Raw genomic sequence first — 22,516 nt, 5'->3', positions numbered from 1 at the left:
CGAAGCGGGGTGACGAAACGTGGCGGGAGGGCCGAGCAGCTATACGGGGCAGGGCTTTTCGCCGCGGGGCGAAAAGGGCCGCTTCGTCCTGCCCTCCGACTTCCGCTCCGAGGTCAAGGCCTCCTCCGACGGCCAGCGCATCCTCTGCCTCGACAAGCACGAACGCTATCCCTGCCTCGTCGGGTTCGGCCTGTCCCGCGCCGAAGCCTTTGCCGCGCAGCTCGACCGCGAGGAGCAGAACGCGATCGCGCGCGGGCAGGACTACGACCGCGACCTGCGCGCGATGCAGCTCTACGGCTACGTCAAGGTCAGCTTCGACGACAGTGGCCGGTTCATCCTGCCCGAACACATCGCCGGGCTCGGCGGGATCGGCGAGGCGCTGTACTTCCACGGCGGCGGCGCGTTCTTCAGCCTGTGGGACCCCGAAGCGCTTCTGGCGATGGGGCCGGGCTGGGAAGCGGCGCAGGCCAACTGCCGGGCGCTGATGGCCGACGCCGCGGGCGGCAAGCGGGGGCGCAAGTGAGCGCCGCCCAGCACATTCCCGTCCTTCTCGAGGAAGTCGTCGAGGCGCTCGCGCCCGAGGCCGGCGACGTGATCGTCGACGCGACATTCGGCGCAGGCGGCTACACCCGTCGTCTGCTCGACGCGGGCGCGACGGTCCACGCGTTCGACCGCGATCCCGACGCGATCGCGAGCGGACAAGGCTGGGCAGAAACCTGTGGAAATCCTGTGCGTCTGGTGCTGCACCACCGCCGCTTTTCCGAAATGGTGCAGGGACTTGCCGATGCCGGGATCGGGCAAGTGCAGGGAGTGGTCATGGACATCGGGGTCAGCTCGATGCAGCTCGACCAGGCGGCCCGCGGGTTCGCCTTCTCCAGCGATGGTCCGCTCGACATGCGGATGTCGCAGGAAGGGATGAGCGCGGCCGATTTCCTCAACACTGCCGACGAAGCCGAAATCGCCGACGTCCTCTACCGCTACGGCGAGGAACGCCAGTCGCGCCGGATTGCCCGCGCCGTGGTCGCCGCGCGCCCGCTGGAAACCACCGGCCAGTTTGCACACGTCGTGCGCAAGGCGCTCGGCTATCGACCCGGCGCGCCCAAGGACCCGGCGACCCGCAGCTTCCAGGCGGTGCGCATCCACATCAACGGCGAACTCGACGAGCTGCAGCGGGCACTGGCCGCCGCCGAGCTGCTGCTGGCCCCGGGTGGCCGGCTCGTCGTCGTCAGCTTCCACAGCCTTGAAGACCGCATCGTCAAGCAGTTCCTGCGCGAGGCGAGCGGCAGCACCGGTGGCGGTTCGCGCCACCTGCCGCAGCTGGTTGCGAACGAACCCGCGCCGTTCGCCAAGCCCTCGGGCGCAATACGCCCCGGCGCGGACGAGGAATCGCGCAACCCCCGTGCCCGCTCGGCCACCTTGCGCTGGGCGATCCGCACTGCGGCTCCGGCCCGGGCCGAATCGGTGAGGCTCGCGGCATGATACCGGGTCGCCGCCTTCGCTCGATCGGCTGGCTCGCCCTGATCGGGGTGTGCTTCGCGCTCTACATGGTGCTGTCGTTCCGCGTCGGTGCGCTGAAGAGCGAGGTGCGCCTGGCGGAGAACCGCATCATCGCCCTGAAGCGCGACAAGCTGTATCTCGAAACCGAGTTCGAGACCCGTGCCAGCCAGCAGCAGCTGAAGGCGTGGAACGACGTCGAGTTCGGCTACGTCGCGCCCGGTTCGGGCCAGTACGTCGAGAACGAGCGGCAGCTGGCCATGCTCGGAAAGCCGATGGGGCCAGATGCGCCCGCGCCGATCCGCGTCGCTTCGGCTGACGACGCCGTGGTCGCCGCTGCTGCCTTCCCGGCGATGGTCTCCCCGCTGACCGGCAAGCCTCTGGGCGAAGAGGACAAGGACGCCGCTGACGCCAAGCCGGTCGATCACGCCGCCGCGGCCGCCGCGCTCGGCAAGCGGCTCGGCACGGTCGAACGGGACGACGAAAACGAGCGCCCGGCCGCCCCGGCGAAAAAGGAGAAGGCGAAGAAGCCCGTGGAAGAGGCCTCGGCCGCGAGCCATGGTCGCCCCGCCGCCACGGCATCGACGAGCGCGCGCGACACCGCCAAGGCCAGGCCCAAGTCTGCCACCGCAAAGACTGCGGCCAAGGCACCGGCCAAAACCACCCGCGAGGCGCGCCGATGAACGCGCTGACCGCCTCCGCCGCGATCTCGACGGGCCGGGTCCAGCTCGCCAACGTCCGCGAAAAGTCGCTCGTCACCGCCAAGGTGCGGGTGCTCGTCGTTCTGCTGATCTTCCTGCTCGGCGCGACCGCGTTCCTCCTGCGTATCGCCCAGCTGGGCCTGTTCGAGCAGGGCCCGGAGCGCGCTTCGATGGCCGAGGCGCTGCTGCCGCCGCGCGGCGAGATCGTCGACCGCAACGGCGTTCCGCTTGCCCGCGCGTTCCCGGCTTATGCCCTGTGGTTCAATCCCAAGGTGTTCGGCGAAGGCGGCGCGCCGCTGGTCAAGACGCCCGACGAAGTCGCCGACGCGCTGGTCGGCATCTTCCCCGACATGGACCGCGCCGACGTCCTGCGGCGGCTGAAGTCCGACAAGCCCAGCTACCTGCGCCGACGCCTGCTGCCCGAAGAGGCCAACAAGATCCATGCGCTGGGTGAGCCGGCGCTGGAGTTCCCCCGCGAGAACCAGCGCTATTACCCGCAAGGCTCGCTGGCCGCGCAGGTGCTCGGCTACGTCGACAGTGAAGGCGTGGGTCACGTCGGGATGGAGCAGGTTCTCGACAAGCGGCTCAACGATCCTGCGCTTCGCGGAGAGCCGGCGGTGCTGGCGCTCGACATGCGGGTGCAGGGCGCGCTCGAGGACGAGCTTTACAAGGGCATGCTCGACAGCAACGCCAAGGGCGCGGCGGGGATCGTGCTCGATGTCGATACCGGCGAAGTCGTTGCGCTCGCCTCGTTGCCGACGTTCAATCCGAACCGTTCGGACCAGGCGCTGAACGATCTCGTGTTCAACCGGGTGACCAATCAGGTCTACGAGCTCGGTTCGACCTTCAAGCCGATCACGGTCGCCGCTGCCATCGACGCGGGCGTCGTGACCGACATGGCCAAGCGCTATCAATCGAACGTGCCGCTCCAGATCGGCGGCTTCCAGATCCACGACAGCCACAGCTTTGGCGCATCGCTCAACGTGCCCGAGGCGCTGATCCACTCGTCCAACATCGTCACCGCGCAGATCGCCGACCAGCTCGGCGGGCAGCGGCTCAAGCAGACCATGCAGTCGCTGGGCATGAACGAGCGCCCGTTCATCGAATTGCCGGCGCGCGGCTTCCCGCTGTGGCCGCGCAATGCCGAGGGCAAGAACGAGTGGGCGCGGATCACGACGATGACCGTCAGCTATGGCCACGGCATCGCCGTCACCCCGCTGCACCTGGCCGCCGCCTATGCCGCGCTGGTGAACGGCGGGATCTGGCGTCCGGCGACGCTGTTCAGGGTCGATCCAGGTCACGTTGCCGAGGGGCGCCGCGTGTTTTCGGCCTCGACCAGCGCGCGGATGCGCCAGCTCCTGCGGATGATCGTGGTCGACGGGACCGGCCGCAGCGCCAACGCGCCGGGCTTCCGCATCGGCGGCAAGACCGGCTCGGCCGAGAAGCCGGGCGCGAACGGCGGCGCCTATAACAAGACTTCGCTGGTCTCGACGTTCGCCGCCGCGTTCCCGATGGACAAGCCCCGCTACGTCGTCATCGCCATGCTCGACGAGCCGCAGGGCACGCAGGCGACCTCGTTCCAGCGCACGGCCGCGTACAACGCCGCCCCGATCGTCGGCCGCGTCGTCCCGCGGATCGGCCCGCTGCTGGGGATCATGCCGGACGACGCCCGCGACGTGGACATTTCGGACCTCTCGCCGCTGGTGGCGAACGGGGACGGCGAATGAAGCTCGGCCGGATCGCGCAAGCGGCCGGGTTCGATGCCGGCGCGCATGGTGATGCGCAGGTGACCGGCTTTGCCATCGACCATCGCAAGGTCGCGCCGGGCACGGTATTCGGCGCGTTCAAGGGCGCGCGGTTCAACGGAGAGGACTTCATCGGCGCAGCCGTCGCGGCAGGCGCGGTCGCGGTCGTTGCCGCACCAGGGGTGACCGCGCAAGGTGCGGCGCTCATCACCGATCCCGAACCGCGCCGCGCATTTGCGCGGATGGCGGCAGCGTTCTTTACCCCGGTTCCGGAAACCATCGTCGCGGTCACCGGCACGAACGGCAAGACCTCGACGGTCGAGATGTGCCGCCAGCTGTGGCGGATGATGGGCCATCCCGCCGCCTCGATCGGCACGCTCGGCGTGACCACCGCCGACGAAAGCGTCTCCACCGGACTGACCACGCCCGATATCGTGACGTTCCTTTCCAACATGAGCGGGCTCGCCCGCGAGGGCGTGACTCACGTCGCCTACGAGGCGTCGAGCCACGGCCTCTCCCAGTTTCGCAACGAGGGCCTTCGGGTCGCTGCCGGAGCCTTCACCAACCTGTCGCGCGATCATCTCGATTATCATGCGACGATGGAGGAGTATTTCGCTGCGAAAATGCGCCTGTTCGACGAAGTCGTCGCGGATGACGGGGCTGCCGTCATCTGGACGGACGACGAGTGGTCGGACCGCGCAATCGGGCACGCGCGGACGCGGGGGTTACGCGTGCTCACGGTGGGCGAGCAGGGGGACACGATCCGCCTGCTCGCCCGCACCCCCACGCAGCTGGGGCAGACGCTCGAGCTCGAGTTTTCTGGCAAGGCGCGCAAGCTCAACCTCCCGCTGATCGGCGCGTACCAGGCGGCCAACGCGCTCGTCGCGGCCGGCCTCGTCCTGGCAACAGGCGCAGACGAAGGCGCGGTGCTTGATGTGCTTGCCCGCCTCCAGCCGGTGCGCGGGCGGCTCGAGCGCGCGACGATCACTCGTGCCGGCGCGCCCGTCTATGTCGATTACGCACACACGCCGGACGCGATCGAGGCGGCCATCGCCGCGCTGCGGCCGCATCTGACCGGGCGCCTGATCACCGTGCTCGGCGCGGGCGGTGACCGCGACGAGGGCAAGCGGCCGGAGATGGGCCGGGCCGCAGCGGCAGGGTCGGACCTCGTCATCGTCACCGACGACAACCCACGCGGGGAGGACCCGGCGCTGATCCGCAAGGCGGTGCTCGCCGGCTGTCCGGACGCGCGCGAGATCGGGGACCGCCGCGGGGCGATTTCCGCCGCGATTCACGAAGCCGGGCGGGACGACATCGTCCTGATCGCCGGCAAGGGACACGAACAGGGCCAAATCGTCGGGCGGGGGGAGGCGATGCGCGTCTTGCCCTTCGACGACGTCACCGTCGCCCGGGAGGCCGCCGCATGAACGCCATGACCGCTCTGCTTCAGTGGCCCGCAGAGCCGGAGGACGACCTCCCCCTCGCGTTGTGGACGTCCGCCGAGATCGAGGCGGCGACTGGTGGCAAGGCGAACTGCCAGTTCGAGGTCTCGGGCTGCGACATCGACAGCCGCGACGTCCATGAAGGCGACCTGTTTTTTGCGCTCAAGGGCGAGGCCAGCGACGGCCACCGCTTCCTTGACGGCGCGTTCGGCAAAGGCGCGCAGGCTGCGATCGTGGATCGCCCGATCGACCGCCCGCACGTGCTGGTTTCGGATACCTCAAGTGCACTTGAGGATATGGCAAAAGCCTCGCGCGATCGGGCACTTGCCGCCATCATCGGAGTCACTGGTTCAGCCGGTAAGACCGGAGTCAAGGAAGCGCTTTATGCCGCGCTCGACCGCGGGAGCCGGGGTCGCGCGCACCGTTCGGTCAAGAGCTACAACAATCACGTCGGGGTTCCGCTGAGCCTCGCCCGGATGCCCGCACGGACCCGCTTCGGGGTTTTCGAGATGGGTATGAATCACGCCGGCGAACTCGCCGCGCTGACCCGGCTGGTCCGCCCCCACGTCGCCATCGTCACCACCATCGCCCCGGCGCATATCGAGTTCTTCAAGGACGAGAGCGCGATTGCGGACGCCAAGGCGGAAATCTTCGAGGGGCTGGGAGCGCTCGATGGCGGTCCCGGCGGCATCGCCATCATCCCCGCCGACAGTCCGCATTTCGATCGCCTCCGCGCCAAGGCCGAGCAGCACGCCGGCCGGGTCGTCAGCTTCGGCTGGTCGAAGCATGCCGATGTCCGGGTGCTCGACGCCGTGCCCGCGCCGGGCGGCGGTACCCTTGTCACGGCCGACATGGGCGATCGCCGCCTGTGCTACACCATCGCCCAGCCCGGCGAGCACTGGGTGGCGAACAGCCTTTCGGTCATGGCCGCAGTCCGCGCGGTGGGCGGCGATCTTGGCGCAGCGGGCCTCGCGCTTGCCGAGATGGAGGGCCTCGCAGGGCGCGGGGCGCGTCACCAGGTGGCGGCGAAAGGCGGCGACGGAAGCGGCAAGGCGCTGCTGGTCGACGAAAGCTACAACGCCAACCCGGCCTCGATGCGGGCGACGCTGCAGCAGCTCGCCGCCACTCCGGCGCGGGGGCGCGTCGCCATCCTGGGCGCGATGAAGGAACTGGGCGAAAAGGCGGACACCTTTCACGCCGCGCTGGCTGAGCCGATCATCGCGGCGCGGGTCGACCGGGTGATCCTGGTGGGTGCGGAAATGGCCGCGCTGGCCGGTGCGCTGGGGAAAACGCCGCGGGCGCAGCTTGCCCCCGGATTCGCGATGGCGCATGTGGAAAACGCCACCGAAGCCGCCAAATTGCTGGCCGGCGGGGCGGCAGCAGAATGGATCGGGGGCGGCGACGCGGTCCTCGTGAAAGGGTCGAATTCGGTGGGGCTGGGCGCAATCGTCCGCGACCTCGCCGCCAGGGAAGAATGAATGCTCTACCTTCTCGCGCAATGGCTGCAGTTCGAAGGCCTTGCGAACCTCGTGCGCTACCAGACCTTCCGCGCCGGGGCGACCCTGCTGACGGCGCTGGCGATCGGGCTGATCATCGGCCCGCGCTTCATCAACATGCTCAGGGTCCGACAGGGCAAGGGCCAGCCGATCCGCGAGGACGGGCCGCAGTCGCACCTCGCCAAGCGTGGCACGCCGACGATGGGCGGGCTGATGATCCTGACCTCGCTCAGCATTTCGATGTTGCTGTGGACAGACGTGTCGAGCCGCTATGTCTGGGCCTGCATCGTGGTCACGCTGGGTTTTGGCGCGATCGGGTTCCTTGACGACTACGACAAGGTCAAGAAGCGCCACCACGCCGGCATTCCTGGCCGGGTCAGGCTGCTCCTCGAATTCGCGGTGGCGGGCATTGCGGCGTGGCTCGCAGTCGGCGAGACAAACCTGTACGTGCCGTTTTTCAGCAATCTCTACCTGCCGCTCGGACCGTTCTATTACCTGTTCGCGATGTTCGTCATCGTCGGCGCGGGCAATGCGGTGAACCTAACCGACGGGCTCGACGGGCTGGCGACGATGCCGGTGATCATCGCGGCGGGGACCTTCGCGATCATCGCCTACCTGGCGGGCCGCGTCGACTATGCGACCTATCTCGGCATCCCGCACGTGCCGCGCGTGGGTGAGCTGGCGATCTTCTGCGCCGCGATCATGGGCGCGGGCCTCGCCTTCCTGTGGTTCAACGCGCCCCCTGCCGCCGTGTTCATGGGTGATACCGGCAGCCTCGCGCTCGGCGGCGCGCTCGGGGTGATCGCGGTTGCCGCGCATCACGAGATCGTGCTGGCGATCGTCGGCGGGCTGTTCGTGCTGGAGGCGGCCTCGGTCATCATCCAGGTCTTCGTCTACAAGCGCACCGGCAAGCGGGTGTTCCGCATGGCGCCGATCCACCATCACTTCGAGCAATTGGGCTGGAAGGAATCGACCGTGGTGATCCGGTTCTGGATCGTCTCGATCATTCTCGCCCTGCTCGGCCTCGCCACGCTGAAGGTCCGGTGATCGTCTCCCCTGCCTTTGCGGGCAAGCGGTATGCGGTGCTGGGCCTTGCCCGCAGCGGCCTGACGGTGGTCGAGACGCTGCTGGCGAGCGGCGCCGAGGTCACCGCGTGGGACAACCGCGAGGAAGCCCGCGCGCAGGTGGAAGGCCGCGCCGAACTCGCCGATCCGCTGACGATCGACCTAGCCGGTTTCGATGGCGTGGTGGTGTCGCCCGGCGTCCCGCTCAACCGCCACCCGATCGCCGAGGCGGCGCGCAATGCGGGCGTGCCGATCATCGGCGACATCGAACTCTTCGCCCAGGCGCGGGCGAGCCTGCCACAGCATAAGGTCGTTGGCATCACCGGCACCAACGGCAAGTCGACGACGACCGCGCTGGTGCATCATCTGCTCGACGTCGCGGGTGTCCCGAACCGCATGGGGGGAAACATCGGCCTGCCGATCCTGGGGCAGGAGCCGTTGCCTGATGGCGGGGTCTATGTGCTCGAGCTGTCGAGCTACCAGATCGACCTGACGCACAGCCTCGATTGCGATGTGGCCGTGCTGCTCAACATCACGCCCGACCACCTCGATCGCTACGACGGTTTCGAAGGCTACGTCGCGTCGAAAGCGCGGTTGTTCGGAATGCAGGGCTTCGGCCGGATCGTTATCGTCGACTACCACGCCGAGATGGACCTCGACGCGCTGCGCTTCGCCCCCGATGCGCAGCCGGTGCAGTTTCTTCAAGGCGTCGATTTGCCCGGTAACCAGGCCGAGTGGCCTTCGCTGCAAGGACCGCATAACCTCGCGAATACGCAGGCAGCGGTCGGCGCGGTTCGTGCGCTCGGGTTGGACGACGCGGTGATCGAGGCGGGTCTCAAGACCTTCAAGGGCCTGCCCCATCGTATGGAGCGGATCGCCGAGCACGACGGCGTCCTCTACGTCAACGACAGCAAGGCTACCAATCCGGCGTCCACAGCCCCCGCGCTCGCCGCGTACCCTCGCGTCCACTGGATCGTCGGCGGGCTGCCCAAGGGCGACGACCTCGACGAATGCGCCCCGCACTTCGGCCATGTCGTCGCGGCCTACACGATTGGGGAGGCCGGGCCGCGCTTTGCCCAGATCCTCGATCCGCTGATGCCCGTCACCCGCAGCGAGATGCTGTGCGAGGCAGTGCGCCATGCGATGGAGGCGGCCAAGCCCGGCGAGGTGGTGATGCTTTCGCCTGCCTGTGCGAGCTTCGACCAGTTCCGTGATTTCGAGGCGCGGGGGGATACCTTCCGCGATTGCGTGAATGCCCTGATCGGTGAGGACGCGTCAGCATGAGCACGACCACGCCGACCCGGATGATTGCGACCCAGACCCGCGAGGGCGGGGTCCGTGTCGTCGGCCAGGGCAACCGCTTCCGCCGCAGCCGCCGCTCCGAACTGCTCGTGTGGTGGCGCGAGATCGACCGGGTGCTGCTCGCGCTGATCCTCGCGCTGGTCGCGATCGGCATTGTCGCGGTCGCCGCGGGTTCCCCGGCGAGCGCGCACCGCCTGTCGAAGGCGGACAAGGTCCTGCCTGATCTCTACTTCTTCTGGCTCCACTTGCGCTGGCTGGCGGTCGGCTTTGTGGCAATGTTTGCAGCATCGTTCCTGCCCAAGGAGACGGCCAGGCGCACCGCGATCCTGCTTGCCGCGGCGATGGTCGTGGCGCTGCTGCTGGTGCCTCTGGTCGGCAGCGAGGTGAAAGGCGCGCGGCGCTGGTTGTGGATCGGGTTCTCGCTCCAGCCATCCGAATTCCTCAAGCCCGGCTTTGCGATCGCCATCGCGTGGATCCTGTCCTGGCGGGTGCGCGATCCCAAGCTGCCGGTGATCCCGCTGTCGGCCGGGCTGCTCTGTCTGGTCGCGGCGCTGCTGATGATGCAGCCGGACTTCGGCTCGACGATGCTGTTCGGCGGGGTGTGGTTCGTGCTGGTGCTGCTGTCGGGCCTGTCGATCAACCGCGTGCTGATGGCGATGGGCGGGATCATCGTGTTCGTGATCGCGGCCTATTTCCTCTATCCCAACGCAACTCACCGCATCGACAGCTTCCTTAACGGCGGGACCGAGTTCGACCAGGTCGACCTCGCCATGCGGACCCTGCTCAACGGCGGGTGGAGCGGGGCGGGGCTGTGGCTCGGCACCCGCAAGATGGCGCTGCCCGAGGCGCATACCGATTATATCTTTTCGGTCGTTGGCGAGGAGTTCGGGCTGTGGGTCTGCGCGGTGATCGTGCTGATCTACTGCGCGATCGTGGTCCGGGTGATGATGCGCCTGCTCGATGAAGAGGACCTCTTTACCGTGCTGGCGACTGCCGGTCTGACCGCGCAGCTGGCCGGACAGGCCTTCATCAACATCGCGGTCAACCTCCAGCTGTTCCCGTCGAAGGGCATGACTTTGCCGCTGATCTCCTACGGCGGCTCGTCGACCATTGCGCTGCTGCTGGGTGTTGGATTCCTCCTCGCGATCACTCGACGCAACCCCTATCTGACCCGCGAGTCCTTCCTGCCGGAGTTGCCGCGGCGATGAGCGTGTCCCGTCACTATGTCCTCGCCGCGGGCGGCACCGGGGGGCACCTGCTCCCGGCTTTCGCGCTGGCGATCGAGCTGGAGAAACGCGGTCACCACGTCGCCTTGGTCACCGACGAGCGCGGCGCGAAGATCCCCGGCAAGCCGGCGAGCCTGACGGCGCATGTCCTGCCCGCCGGGCGCATCGGCAAGAACCCGCTGGTCCTGCTCAAGGGCCTCAAGGCGATCTGGGAGGGGCGGCGCATGGCGCTTCGCCTGTTCGAAAGCTTCGAGCCGACCGCGGTGATCGGCTTCGGCGGCTATCCCGCACTGCCCGCGCTGCTCGCCGCGCAGAAGGCGGGCATTCCGAGCCTGATCCACGAACAGAACGCGGTGCTGGGCCGGGTCAACCGCTTCCTGGCGCCCCGCGTTAATGCGATTGCCACGTCATACGGCCAGGTCGACCGGCTCGACCCGAAGCTGGCGAACAAGGTCCACCTCGTCGGCAACCCGGTGCGCCCGGAAGTCCTCGCGCTGCGGGACCAGCCGTTCCCGGCGTTTGCCGAAGACGGCCTGTTTCGTGTGCTGGTGACCGGCGGCAGCCAGGGCGCAGGCATCCTGTCGGAGGTCGTGCCCGACGGGCTCGCCATGCTCCCGCCGAACCTGCGCCACCGGCTGCAGGTCACCCAGCAATGCCGGCCCGAGGACCTCGAGGCAGTCCGTGCCCGCTACGCCGGGCACGAGATCCCGGCCGAGCTCGGCACCTATTTCGAAGACATGGCGGAGAAGCTCGCCGACGCGCATCTGTTCATCGGGCGCGCCGGGGCCTCGACCATTGCCGAACTGACCGCGGCGGGTCGCCCGGCGATCCTCGTGCCGCTCCCGATCGCCACCGACGACCACCAGGCCGCCAACACCCGCGAGATGGTCGCCGCCGGCGGGGCCCGGGCGATCCGCCAGACCGGATTCACCGCCAAGGAACTCGCCAAGCAGATCCAGGCGATGGCCATGCGCCCAGATACGCTCGCCAACGCCGCGCACGGGGCGTGGAATTGCGGGCTACCCAACGCGGTAACCGACCTGGCCGACCTCGTCGAAAGCTTCGGCGCTTCGCCGCTGATGGATGTGATCCGGGTCGGCAGCGAAACACCGGCCGCGCAGGGGCGCGAGGCGCTGGCGATGGAGACGATACGGTGAAAGGCGTCGCCACCGACATCGGGACGATCCACTTCGTCGGCATCGGCGGGATCGGCATGTCCGGCATTGCCGAGGTCATGCACAACATGGGCTATTCGGTGCAGGGGTCCGACATGGCGGAGAGCTATGTCGTTGAAGGCCTGCGCAAGCGCGGGATCAAGGTCGCGATCGGGCAGAAGGCCGAAAACGTCGACGGGGTTTCGGTGGTTGTTACCTCGACCGCGGTGAAGCGCGACAATCCCGAAGTCGTCGCGGCGCTCGAACATCGCATTCCCGTCGTCCGCCGGGCGGAGATGCTGGCCGAGCTGATGCGGCTCAAGAACACGGTCGCGGTGGCCGGGACGCACGGCAAGACCACGACGACCAGCATGATCGCCGCGCTGCTCGACGCGGGCGGGATCGATCCGACCGTGATCAACGGCGGGATCATCAACTCCTACGGCTCCAACGCGCGGCTCGGCGACAGTGACTGGATGGTGGTCGAGGCCGACGAGAGCGACGGTTCGTTCCTGCGGCTCGACGGCACGCTGGCGGTGGTCACCAACATCGACCCCGAGCACCTCGACCACTACGGCTCTTTCGACCGGGTGAAGGCGGCCTTCGTCGAATTCATCGAGAACGTGCCGTTCTATGGCGCGGCGATGCTGTGTATCGACCATCCCGAAGTCCAGGCGATCATCCCCAAGGTTCGCGACCGTCGGGTTATCACCTATGGCTTTTCCGCCCAGGCCGACATTCGCGGCGAAGACGTGACTCCGATCCCCGGCGGCAACCGCTTCGACGTGGCGCTGCGCCAGCGCGACGGCTCCTTCCGCCGGATCGAGGGCATCGAGCTGCCGATGCCCGGTCGCCACAACGTCCAGAACGCGCTCGCCGCGGTGGCCGTGGCGGTCGAGATGGGTTGCTCCGACGATTGCATTCGCGGCGGCTTCGCCAAGTTCGGCGGGGTCAAGCGGCGCTTCACCAAGGTCGGCGAAGTGGGCGGCGCCACCGTGATCGACGATTACGGCCACCACCCGGTCGAAATCCGCGCGGTACTCGCGGCGGCCCGAGAGGGTGTTAAGGGCCGGGTCATCGCCGTCGTCCAGCCGCACCGTTTCACCCGGCTTCGCGACCACATGGAAGACTTCCAGGGCGCCTTCAATGACGCCGACGTGGTTTATGCGGCGCCGGTCTATCCCGCCGGCGAGCAGCCGATCGAGGGCGTGGACAGCGCCGCGATGGTCGAGGGCGTCAAGGCCCGCGGTCACCGCGCGGCGTTCACGATTGCCGGGCCCGAAGCCCTGGCCGAGGAGCTGGCCCGCACGATCCAGCCGGGTGACATGATCGTCTGCCTCGGCGCGGGCGATATCACGAAGTGGGCGGCTGGCCTCGCCGACGCCATTGCGGCGCAGGGAGCGCGGGCGGCGTGATGGCCGATACGCTCCCAAAGGTTTCAGGCAAGCTGACGGAGAACGCCCCGTTGGCCCCGCTCGTCTGGTTCAAGTCGGGCGGCGCGGCGGAGTGGCTGTTCGAGCCGAAGGACCTGGCCGACCTGCAGGCGTTCCTGCGCGATCTCGACGCGCAAGTGCCGGTCATGGCACTTGGGCTGGGGTCGAACATGATCGTGCGCGATGGCGGCGTTGCCGGCGTCGTGGTGCGCCTCGGCAAGGCTTTTGCGAAGGTCACCGCGGCCGACGACCTGACGCTCGACTGCGGCGGCGGGGCGAGCGGGATCCTCGTCTCCTCGACCGCGCGTGACAAAGGCATCGCCGGTCTCGAATTCCTGCGCTCGATCCCCGGCACGGTCGGCGGATTCGTGCGGATGAACGGCGGAGCCTATGGCGGCGAGGTCAAGGACATCCTGATCGACTGCGACGTGGTGCTGCGTTCGGGCGAGCTGGTGACTCTCCCCGCCAACGACCTGAACTACACTTACCGGCACTCTGACCTTCCGGAAGGCGCGATTGTCGTCGCCGCACGGTTCCGCGGCCAGTCCGGCGAGCCGGCAGCGATCCAGGCCGAGATGGACCGCATCTCCGCCAGCCGCGAAGCGAGCCAGCCACTGCGTTCGAAGACGGGGGGGAGCACCTTCAAGAATCCGCCCGGCCACAAGGCGTGGGAGCTGGTCGACCGGGCCGGGTGCCGGGGCCTCCAGCTGGGCGGGGCGCAGGTCAGCGAAAAACACACCAACTTCCTCATCAACACCGGCGAGGCCACCAGCGCCGAGATCGAGGCGCTGGGTGAGGAAGTGCGCCGGCGGGTGCGCGAAAATTCCGGCGTCGAGCTGGAATGGGAAATCCAGAGGGTCGGAAACAAGTGAGCTTGCCCAAACTCCACGTCGCGGTCCTGATGGGCGGTTGGTCCAGCGAGCGGCCGGTCAGCCTGATGAGCGGCGAGGGCGTCGCCAAGGCGCTCGAGGAGCGCGGGCACCGCGTGACCCGGATCGACATGGGCCGCGACGTTGCCCTGCGCCTGGCCGAGGCCAAGCCCGACGTCGTGTTCAACGCGCTCCACGGCACGCCGGGAGAGGACGGCACGGTGCAGGGGATGATGGACCTGATGGGCCTGACCTACACCCACTCCGGCCTCGCCACGTCGGTCATCGCCATCGACAAGGAGCTGACCAAGCAGGCGCTCGTCCCCCACGGGATTCCGATGCCCGGCGGGCGGATCGTCGAATGCGAGGAACTTTACGCCCGCGATCCGCTGGCGCGGCCCTATGTCCTGAAGCCGGTCAACGAAGGCTCGTCGGTCGGCGTCGCCATCGTCACCGCGGACGGCAACATGGGCAACCCGATTCTCCGCGAGGCGCGCGGGCCGTGGCAGGAATTCGACCGCCTGCTGGCCGAACCGTTCATCCGCGGGCGCGAACTGACCACGGCGGTGATCGGCGAAAAGGCGCTGATGGTCACCGAGCTGCGCCCCAAGTCCGGCTTCTACGACTTCGACGCCAAGTACACCGACGGGATGACCGACCACATCTGCCCGGCCGAAATCCCTGACGAGATCACCGAGGCGTGCAAGGACATCGCGCTGCGGGCCCACAAGCTGCTCGGCTGCAAGGGCACCAGCCGCTCGGACTTCCGCTGGGATGACGAGCGCGGGGTGGAGGGGCTGTTCCTGCTCGAGGTCAACACCCAGCCGGGCATGACCCCGCTTAGCCTGGTGCCCGAACAGGCGCGGCACATGGGAATGAGCTACGCCGACCTCGTCGAAGCAATCGTCGAGGACGCGCTCAAGCAGTCGGCAGGGGAAGGCTGATGGCCCAGACGATCAGGCGGGGCGGCAAGGGGGTACGCAAGGCGGCGGCCGCGCGCGGCACCCGCGCCAAGGTGCAGACCGCGAAGAAGACCACCGGCTCGGCGTTCGATTCCTTCATGCGCTGGATGCCCTTCGGCGAGCAGACGCTCTACCGGATCGTGCTGGGAGGCATCTTCGTGATCGCCGGCGGCGTGGCGTGGGTCGTCGCCAGCGCCGCGGGCGTGCCCGACATGGCGGCGCAGAAGGTCGCGCAGGTGTCTTCCACCGCAGGCTTCCGGTTCGACCATGTCCAGCTGCGCGGCGTGCAGCGGATGAACGAGCTCCAGGTCTATGACCAAGTGCTCGGTGACCAGCAGCGCGCCTGGACCGAGGTCGACGTCGCGGCGATGCGCGACCGGCTGATGCAGCTGTCGTGGGTCAAGGACGCCCGCGTCGCCCGCCAGCTTCCCGACACGCTGGTCATCGATATCGTCGAGCGCACTCCCCGAGCGGTGCTGCGCAAGGGCGATCAGCTGGTCTTGATCGACGAAACCGGGGCCGAGCTGGAGCGGGTGAAGGAAGCGCGCGGCCGCGGGCTGCTCCAGCTCTCCGGCAACGGCGCGGGCGGGCAGATCGCCGAGCTCGACGCGCTGCTGGAAGCCGCCCCCGCGATCAAGCCGCAGGTGGCCGAGGCCGAATGGGTCGGCAACCGCCGCTGGAACCTCACCTTCAAATCGGGCCAGGTGCTGGCGCTGCCCGAGGGCGAGGATACCTCGAGCAAGGCGCTGCTCGAATTCGCGCGGATGGACGGGGTCAACCGGCTGCTCGGCGGCAAGGTCGCCTACATCGACATGCGCTCGCCCGAGCGAACCTACCTGCGCGTGCCCGGCCATGCCGAGGAGGCTGCCGCCGAAAAGGCCGCCGCAGCGGCCGCCAAGGCGCGGGCCAAGGCCAACGCCGCGGCCACCAAGGCCAAGGAAAACTGATGGCAGCGCCGCGCATCGCCAAGGTCTTCGCCGCCGTCAACATCGGCTCGTTCCGCGTCTCCGCGATGATCGCGGGGCTGACCGAGACCGGCGAAATGGTCGTGCTCGGCTCCGGCCACCGCGCCGCGCAGGGTATCAAGCGCGGCTATGTCACCGACATGGCCGCCGCCACCCATTCGGTCCGCGACGCGATCGAGCGGGCCGAGAAGATGGCCAACGTCGGCGTTTCGCGGGTGTGGATCGGCTGCGCCGGCGCCGGGCTCGCCAGCACGACCAGCCGGGTCGAGGTCGACATCGGCGGGCGGCGGATCGAACAGGACGATATCGAGCATCTGCTAGTCGCCGGGCGACAGGTGATCCAGCCCGACGGGCGGATGGTCCTCCACGCGCAGCCCGCACACTACACGCTCGACGGGGCGCACGGCGTGCCCAACCCCAAGGGGCTTCATGCCGAGCGGCTGGCGGTCGATATCCACGTGATGCTGGCCGATGGCGCGCCGGTTCGGAACCTGACCGAGGCGGTCCAGAACGCGCACCTCCAGGTCGAGGCGGTGGTCGGCTCGCCGATCGCCGCGGGCCACGCCTGCCTGACTCCCGAAGAGCGCGAGTTGGGCGTCGCGCTGATCGAGTTCGGCGGCGAGGTGACCACGGTCTCGGTCTATGCGGGCGGGATGCTGCTTGGCCTGCACGTGATCCCGTTCGGATCGGGCGACATCACCGACGCGATCACCACCGCTTTCGGCATCCGCCGCTACCAGGCCGAACGGCTCAAGTGCGTTTCCGGCTCGGCGATCGCCAGCCCCGCGGACCACCGCGAGATGATCCCGGTCAATGCGCCGAGCGATCCCGACGGGGCCGGGCCGACCGCGCGCCATGCCGATGAGGCCAACCGGATTCCGCGCGCCGAGCTGGTTTCGGTCATCACCCAGCAGCTCGCCCAGTTCACCGATGGCGTGAGCAAGGCACTCAAATCGCTGGGGTTCACCGGGCAGCGCGGGCAGCAGATCGTGCTGACCGGGGGCGGCGCGGAGCTTGCCGGCCTGGCCGACTATGCCCAGGCCGCGCTGGGCCGGCCGGTGCGGATCGGCAAGCCGCCGACGATGACCGGCCTTCCAGAAGGGCACGCCGTGCCCGGATTCTCGACGCTGGCCGGCCTGGTGCTGTACGCTGCGGCGGACCCGGTCGACATCCGCTCGTTCCGCGGGAGCGGACAGGACGTGATCAGTGCCGGCCCCTTTCGCCTCGTCCGCCAGGTCTTCACCGCGCTCAAGGAATACTTTTGAGGTGCCGGAAACCGCCCGCCCATCCCGCCGGATCGGCGCAAACCGTGCGAAATTACGGGCTCACGGCTGTGGAAAAGCCGGGATTCCCTATGCATGGCTGATTCCAGTTGTGCCACAAAGACGTCACGTATCCATTCCTGAATTCGAGGCTCCTGGGAGATCGGCATGAGCATCAACATCGGACCCCCGGCTATCGACGAGCTGCGGCCCCGGATTACCGTGATCGGCGTCGGCGGCGCGGGTGGCAACGCCATCGCCAACATGATCAACGCCCAGATCGAGGGCGTCGATTTCGTCGTCGCCAACACCGATGCGCAGGCGCTCAACAACGCGATTGCGGAGCACCGCATCCAGCTTGGCCCGGACATTACCCAGGGCCTCGGCGCGGGTTCGCGGCCCGAGGTCGGCCGCGCCGCCGCGGAAGAGACGCTGGCCGAGATCGACCGCGCGCTTGACGGCGTCCACATGTGCTTCATCGCCGCCGGCATGGGTGGCGGCACCGGCACCGGCGCGGCTCCGGTCATCGCCAAGGCGGCGCGCGAGAAGGGCGTGCTCACGGTTGGCGTCGTCACCAAGCCGTTCCTGTTCGAGGGCACCCGCCGGATGCGTTCGGCCGAAGCCGGGATCGAGGAGCTGCAGAAGCACGTCGACACCCTGATCGTCATCCCGAACCAGAACCTGTTCCTCGTCGCCAAGGCGGAAACCACCTTCAAGGAAGCGTTCCAGCTGGCCGACGAGGTGCTCCAGCAGGGCGTCCGCTCGATCACCGACCTCATGGTCATGCCGGGCCTCATCAACCTCGACTTTGCCGACGTCCGCTCGGTCATGGGCGAGATGGGCAAGGCGATGATGGGCACCGGCGAGGGCAGCGGCGAGAACCGTGCGCTCGAAGCCGCCGAACGTGCCATCGCCAACCCGCTGCTCGACGGCGTGTCGATGCAGGGCGCCAAGGGCGTGATCATCTCGATCATCGGCGGCGAGGACATGAAGCTGCTTGAGGTCGACGAGGCCGCGAACCACATCCGCGAATTGGTCGATCCCAACGCCAACATCATCTGGGGTTCGGCCTTCAACCCCGACCTCGACGGCAAGATCCGCGTTTCGGTGGTCGCCACCGGCATCGAGCAGAGCGCCGAGCAGGCCGTGCAGGCGCAGCGTCCGTTCAGCCTTGCCGGCGCGTCGCGTGGGCCGTCGTTCCCTGGCGTCGCCACCCCGGCTGTGCCCGTGTCGACACCCGAACCCGTCGCCTCCGCACCCGAGCCTGAGCCGGCTCCCGCGCCCGAGGTTTCGTGGAGCGAACCCGGCAGCGGCGGCATGCAGCCGCCGGCGGATGCAACCGAGCATGCCGTGGTCGGCGAAGGCCATGGCTTCGCGCAGCCGTCCGCCGAAGACGACGAGCCGCTCGATCTTGACTTCGAGCTGACCGAGGAAGCCCCTGCGGAAGAGCCGGTCGCCAGCACCCCGCCGGCAACCCCGGCGCAGGACGAGCTCCTGCTCGATGCCGATCGCCTGCAACAGGACGATGCCCCGGTCATGCCGCGCTTCTCGCGCACCGAGACCCCGGCCGCGCCGTCGGCTCCGGCCCGGCAGCCGGGTGGCAGCACGCTGTTCGAGCGGATGGCCAACCTCTCGCGTGGCAACCGCTCCGCGGAAGAGGACGACGACGAGGGCGGCGACGGCAATGCGCTCAACATTCCGCGTTTCCTCGGCCGCCAGAACAACCAGTAATCCGACGCAGCCCGCCGTGCATCGTGCACGGCGGGCCGTTGCCGCAGCTTAAGAGTGCAAGCGCTATGAGTGCGGCCATGAGAACGGGTCTTCTCGCCGCGCGCGGCCTTCGCCGCGGGGCGCTGCTGCTGGCGGCGTGCAGTTCGGCTGTCCTCGCTGCCCAGGATGGCGGCGATCTCGAACCGCAGTCGGTGTCGCGGCCCGTTGTCCAGCCTATCGGCAACACCGCCTCGGCCCGGCTCAACCAGGCCCTGCTACGGCTGGCCGATAATCCGCAGGACCTCGATTCGCTGATCGTCGCATCCGACGCGGCGCTCGAACTGGGCGACGTCGAGGCTGCGGTCGGTTTTCTGACCCGTGCCGATGCGGTTTCGCCCGGCAATGCGCGGGTCAAGGCGGCGATCGGCGCGGCGCTCGTGCAGAACGAGAACCCCTACGACGCGATTCCCTATTTCGACCAGGCCGAAGCCGCCGGTGCCGATCTCGTCTCGACCGCGGCGGACCGGGCACTGGCGTTCGATATGGTCGGCGACCAGGCTTCGGCGCAGGTCTATTACAAGCTGGCGATGGACAAGGCGCCGAGCGACGAGATCCGCCGGCGCTACGCCGTCAGCCTTGCTGTCAGCGGCGACCGGCGACTGGCCGAAGCGGTGCTCAGCCCGCTGATCCAGCGGCAGGACCCGGCGGCATGGCGCGCGCGCACTTTCGTGCTGGCGATTACCGGCGCGGACGACGAGGCTTCGGCCATCGCCTACCAGATGATGCCGAAGGACCTGGCCGACGGGATCACGCCGTACTTGCGCTACATGCCCCGGCTGACCCCGGCCCAGCAGGTTGCCGCCGCCAATTTCGGCAAGTTCCCCCGCGCCGCCGACATCGGCCGCGACGATCCGCGCGCCGCCCAATTCGCCGCCGCCCCGCCGCGCCACCTGCCGATGGCCGACGCCGGTCTCGTACCCAAGGGCGAGCCGCTCGGGCCGAAGGACGCAGGCAAGAAGGGCAAGGCGAAGGGCAAGGAGAAGGTCCGCGTGGCCGCCGCGCCTTCGTCGATACCGACGCCTGGTCCATCGGGCTTCGTTCGCCGCCGTCCGGGAAGCGTCGATGAACCGCCGGTCCAGGCCGCCGCCGCCCCGCCGCCACCGACCTTGCGCCCCGCGCCCGCGCCGGCCCCCAAGCTTGCACCCGCGCCGGTATCTGCACCCGCGCCAGCCCCGGCGACCGCGCCCCAGCCAAAGCCCGTGCCCGCCTCGATCGCGCCGCCGACCCCCGCCCCCAAGCCTGCCGCCGCCCCGGCGCCCGGTCCCGGCTTTTCTAGCGTTGCGGTTGGCTCACCGGCTCCGACACCGGTGCCCGCGCCGATCGCGGCAGGACCGAGCTTCGACCTCGCGCAAGTGGGCAAGTCCGCGCCAGCGCCCGCGCCGGCGGTCGTCCTGCCGCCGCCCGCTCCTGCACCTGTACCGGCCCCGGCTTCCGTCCCCGCGCCTAGTTCCGCACCGGCTGCCGCGCCCGCCGGTTTCGGCGCAGTTTTCGGCGACTTTCGTCCGCCTGCGGAGGAGCAGTCGTCCTCGGTCGGAGCGGTCGATATCACCCGGATCACGCCGGCCAAGCCCAAGCCGGCTCCGGCGCCGGCACCCGTCGTCACCCGCGGCAGCGACGCGCGGGGTGAGCGGCCCGATGCGCCGACCGCCGTCTCGCGCGGGTCCGACAAGGCCGCCAAGGGCAAGGCCAAGGCTCCGCCACCGCCGAGCCATCCCAGCCGCATCTGGGTCCAGGTGCTGACCGGCGGCAACAAGGACCTGCTCCCCGCCGAATGGCGCAAGCTGGTGAAGGAAGCGCCCGAGGCGTTCCGCGGCAAGAAGGCCTATGTCACTCAGTGGCGCAGCAATTTCCGCCTGCTCACCGGGCCCTTCGAAAGCGAAGCGGCTGCGCAGGCCTTCCTCAACCAGATCCGCCGCGGCGGGGTCGAGGGGTTCCTCTGGACCAGCGCCGCCGGGCAGCCGGTGGATGTGCTGGCGGCGGGCAAGTAGGGTGCCCGCACGCGGGTGCATCCACGCTTTTTGCACAGCTTTTGAACAGGCTTGTCGAGTTTCCCCCAAGCCCCTTGCCGGGCACGATTGTCGTTAGCGGTGCGTTACCGCCATGGACGGGCAGGCCAAGGGGAACTGTCCCCGCGGTCAGGAGACCCGACGAGTGATGCGGACCGGCCACGAAGATTCCGAACGTGACGACGCCGCGCCGGTCGACATGCTGGCGCAGCTGTTCGAAGCGCGCGGGTGGCCCTGCGAGTTCGTGTCCGACGAGGAGATCGTCGGCGAGATCCAGGGTTCGTGGGCGAACTACCAGGTCCGCTGCATCTGGCGCAGCGAGGACCATGTCCTTCAGCTGCTCTGCCTGCCCGACATCCGCGTGCCAGACGACAAGCGGCAGTCGGTGTTCGAGATCATGGCCCTGATCAACGAGCAGGTCTGGCTCGGCCATTTCGACATCTGGTCGAATGGTTCGGTGCTGCTCTACCGTCATGCGCTGATGCTCGGCGACGATGGGTTGCTGTCGATCCACCAGGCCCAGACCGCGGTCGAGGCGGCGGTCGACGAATGCGACCGGTTCTATCCCGCGTTCCAGTTCATCCTGTGGGGCGACAAGAGCCCGGCCGATGCGCTCGCCAGCGCGATGGTGGATGCTGCGGGCGAGGCGTGAAAAGTCCCCCTCCCGCTTGCGGGAGGGGCTAGGGGAGGGCATGTCCCTGCCCACAGTTCCGCACCGGAGCAGGCCCACCCCCGACCCTTCCCGCAAGCAGGAGGGGAGTAGGACACGCAATGACCGACCCCACGATCCTCCTTTTCGGCGCCGGCAACATGGGCGGCGCGATGCTGGCCGGCTGGCTCGCCTCGGGCATGGACCCGGCCCGGTTCACCATCGTTGATCCCTTTATCGCCGAAGCGCCCGCCGGGGTGCGGCTGCTGCGCGAACCGCCGCTGGGCGAAGCTTTCGATGTCATCCAGCTCGGCTTCAAGCCGCAGCAGCTGGCCGAAGCCTCGGCGCTGGTCGAACCGCTGGCGGGTGAGGGAACAATGGTGCTGTCGCTTCTTGCCGGGGCGGACCTCGCTACCTTGCGGGAGCGTTTCCCCCGCGCCGCCGGGATCGTCCGCGTCATGCCGAACCTCGCCGTTGCGCTGGGCAAGGCACCGATCGGCCTGGTCGCCGAAGAGCGCGCCGACCGCTCCCTTACTGGTGCGCTCATGGCGCCGCTCGGCCAGGCTGAGTGGCTGTCGGGCGAGGACCGGATGGATCTCGTCACCGCGCTGGCCGGATCCGGTCCGGCGTTCGTCTATCGCTTCATCGACGCGCTCGCCGGCGGGGCTGAACGGCTCGGCTTGCCGCGCGAGCAGGCGGACCGGCTGGCGCTGGCGATGGTCGAAGGCGCCGCTGCCCTCGCCGCTGCCTCGCCGTATTCGCCCGGCGAACTGGCGGACCGGGTGGCCAGCCCCGGCGGGACGACGCGCAAGGGAATGGACGTGCTTGACGCGGGCGGCCGGCTTGATGCGCTGGTCGAGGACACGCTACGCGCCGCACGCGACCGCAGCATCGAGATGACCGAAGAGGCCCGGCGCCGCGGCTGATCCGGACAAGGCTGTTACATCTCGTTACACCGGATTTCCTTGAATATGCC

General features: G+C 68.8%; 19 protein-coding genes. All 19 read left to right on the top strand.

Annotated features, from left to right (window positions below; genetic code table 11):
• Window positions 1-19 precede the first annotated feature (19 nt).
• The 19 genes from AC3WLD_RS14380 (at window position 20) to AC3WLD_RS14290 (ending at window position 22,466) form a co-directional block, all read left to right on the top strand.
• Window positions 20-523 carry a division/cell wall cluster transcriptional repressor MraZ gene (locus AC3WLD_RS14380; protein ID WP_492557656.1) on the top strand — a complete coding sequence of 168 codons (504 nt, stop codon included), beginning with the start codon at window positions 20-22 and terminating at the stop codon, window positions 521-523.
• Window positions 520-1,479: a 16S rRNA (cytosine(1402)-N(4))-methyltransferase RsmH gene (gene rsmH, locus AC3WLD_RS14375; RefSeq protein ID WP_492557655.1), complete on the top strand. Its 960-nt coding sequence runs from the start codon at window positions 520-522 to the stop codon at window positions 1,477-1,479. The genes AC3WLD_RS14380 and rsmH overlap by 4 nt, the downstream gene beginning before the upstream one ends.
• On the top strand, window positions 1,476-2,177 hold the full coding sequence (locus tag AC3WLD_RS14370) for a hypothetical protein (protein ID WP_492557654.1): 702 nt from the start codon (window positions 1,476-1,478) through the stop codon (window positions 2,175-2,177). Before rsmH ends, AC3WLD_RS14370 begins: the two co-directional genes overlap by 4 nt.
• Window positions 2,174-3,922 carry a peptidoglycan D,D-transpeptidase FtsI family protein gene (locus tag AC3WLD_RS14365; protein ID WP_492557653.1) on the top strand — a complete coding sequence of 583 codons (1,749 nt, stop codon included), beginning with the start codon at window positions 2,174-2,176 and terminating at the stop codon, window positions 3,920-3,922. The genes AC3WLD_RS14370 and AC3WLD_RS14365 overlap by 4 nt, the downstream gene beginning before the upstream one ends.
• Window positions 3,919-5,367 (top strand): UDP-N-acetylmuramoyl-L-alanyl-D-glutamate--2,6-diaminopimelate ligase, encoded by a 1,449-nt coding sequence (locus tag AC3WLD_RS14360; RefSeq protein ID WP_492557652.1) that lies wholly within the window; start codon window positions 3,919-3,921, stop codon window positions 5,365-5,367. Before AC3WLD_RS14365 ends, AC3WLD_RS14360 begins: the two co-directional genes overlap by 4 nt.
• Complete coding sequence (locus tag AC3WLD_RS14355; RefSeq protein WP_492557651.1) at window positions 5,364-6,860, top strand: UDP-N-acetylmuramoyl-tripeptide--D-alanyl-D-alanine ligase; 1,497 nt, start codon at window positions 5,364-5,366, stop codon at window positions 6,858-6,860. Before AC3WLD_RS14360 ends, AC3WLD_RS14355 begins: the two co-directional genes overlap by 4 nt.
• Window positions 6,861-7,925, top strand: a complete 1,065-nt coding sequence (gene mraY / locus AC3WLD_RS14350) for a phospho-N-acetylmuramoyl-pentapeptide-transferase (RefSeq protein WP_492557650.1) — start codon at window positions 6,861-6,863, stop codon at window positions 7,923-7,925.
• Complete coding sequence (murD, locus tag AC3WLD_RS14345) at window positions 7,922-9,226, top strand: UDP-N-acetylmuramoyl-L-alanine--D-glutamate ligase (RefSeq protein ID WP_492557649.1); 1,305 nt, start codon at window positions 7,922-7,924, stop codon at window positions 9,224-9,226. The genes mraY and murD overlap by 4 nt, the downstream gene beginning before the upstream one ends.
• Complete coding sequence (locus tag AC3WLD_RS14340) at window positions 9,223-10,452, top strand: FtsW/RodA/SpoVE family cell cycle protein (protein WP_492557648.1); 1,230 nt, start codon at window positions 9,223-9,225, stop codon at window positions 10,450-10,452. The genes murD and AC3WLD_RS14340 overlap by 4 nt, the downstream gene beginning before the upstream one ends.
• The gene (gene murG, locus AC3WLD_RS14335) at window positions 10,449-11,627 is read left to right on the top strand and encodes an undecaprenyldiphospho-muramoylpentapeptide beta-N-acetylglucosaminyltransferase (protein WP_492557647.1); all 1,179 of its coding nucleotides are present in this window, start codon (window positions 10,449-10,451) and stop codon (window positions 11,625-11,627) included. Before AC3WLD_RS14340 ends, murG begins: the two co-directional genes overlap by 4 nt.
• Window positions 11,624-13,039, top strand: coding sequence for a UDP-N-acetylmuramate--L-alanine ligase (murC, locus tag AC3WLD_RS14330; protein WP_492557646.1), 1,416 nt, complete (start codon window positions 11,624-11,626; stop codon window positions 13,037-13,039). The genes murG and murC overlap by 4 nt, the downstream gene beginning before the upstream one ends.
• Window positions 13,039-13,929 carry a UDP-N-acetylmuramate dehydrogenase gene (gene murB / locus AC3WLD_RS14325; RefSeq protein ID WP_492557645.1) on the top strand — a complete coding sequence of 297 codons (891 nt, stop codon included), beginning with the start codon at window positions 13,039-13,041 and terminating at the stop codon, window positions 13,927-13,929. The genes murC and murB overlap by 1 nt, the downstream gene beginning before the upstream one ends.
• On the top strand, window positions 13,926-14,870 hold the full coding sequence (locus AC3WLD_RS14320) for a D-alanine--D-alanine ligase (RefSeq protein WP_492557644.1): 945 nt from the start codon (window positions 13,926-13,928) through the stop codon (window positions 14,868-14,870). Before murB ends, AC3WLD_RS14320 begins: the two co-directional genes overlap by 4 nt.
• Window positions 14,870-15,835 carry a cell division protein FtsQ/DivIB gene (locus AC3WLD_RS14315; protein WP_492557643.1) on the top strand — a complete coding sequence of 322 codons (966 nt, stop codon included), beginning with the start codon at window positions 14,870-14,872 and terminating at the stop codon, window positions 15,833-15,835. Before AC3WLD_RS14320 ends, AC3WLD_RS14315 begins: the two co-directional genes overlap by 1 nt.
• Complete coding sequence (gene ftsA / locus AC3WLD_RS14310; RefSeq protein WP_492557642.1) at window positions 15,835-17,118, top strand: cell division protein FtsA; 1,284 nt, start codon at window positions 15,835-15,837, stop codon at window positions 17,116-17,118. Before AC3WLD_RS14315 ends, ftsA begins: the two co-directional genes overlap by 1 nt.
• Window positions 17,119-17,283: 165 nt before the next feature.
• Window positions 17,284-18,846 (top strand): cell division protein FtsZ, encoded by a 1,563-nt coding sequence (gene ftsZ / locus AC3WLD_RS14305; RefSeq protein WP_492557641.1) that lies wholly within the window; start codon window positions 17,284-17,286, stop codon window positions 18,844-18,846.
• 77 nt (window positions 18,847-18,923) lie between these two features.
• The gene (locus AC3WLD_RS14300; RefSeq protein ID WP_492557640.1) at window positions 18,924-20,873 is read left to right on the top strand and encodes an SPOR domain-containing protein; all 1,950 of its coding nucleotides are present in this window, start codon (window positions 18,924-18,926) and stop codon (window positions 20,871-20,873) included.
• Between the two features lie 166 nt (window positions 20,874-21,039).
• Window positions 21,040-21,543: a type III secretion system chaperone family protein gene (locus AC3WLD_RS14295; protein WP_492557677.1), complete on the top strand. Its 504-nt coding sequence runs from the start codon at window positions 21,040-21,042 to the stop codon at window positions 21,541-21,543.
• A 119-nt stretch (window positions 21,544-21,662) separates the two neighbouring features.
• A complete protein-coding gene (locus tag AC3WLD_RS14290; protein ID WP_492557639.1) occupies window positions 21,663-22,466 on the top strand; it encodes a pyrroline-5-carboxylate reductase family protein in 804 nt (267 codons plus the stop codon).
• The last annotated feature ends 50 nt before the right edge of the window (window positions 22,467-22,516 follow it).

The organism is Novosphingobium sp. FW305-C-111 (assembly GCF_058783565.1).
Note: the sequence above shows the minus strand (reverse complement) of the source record. Positions and strands in the feature narration are given on the sequence as shown.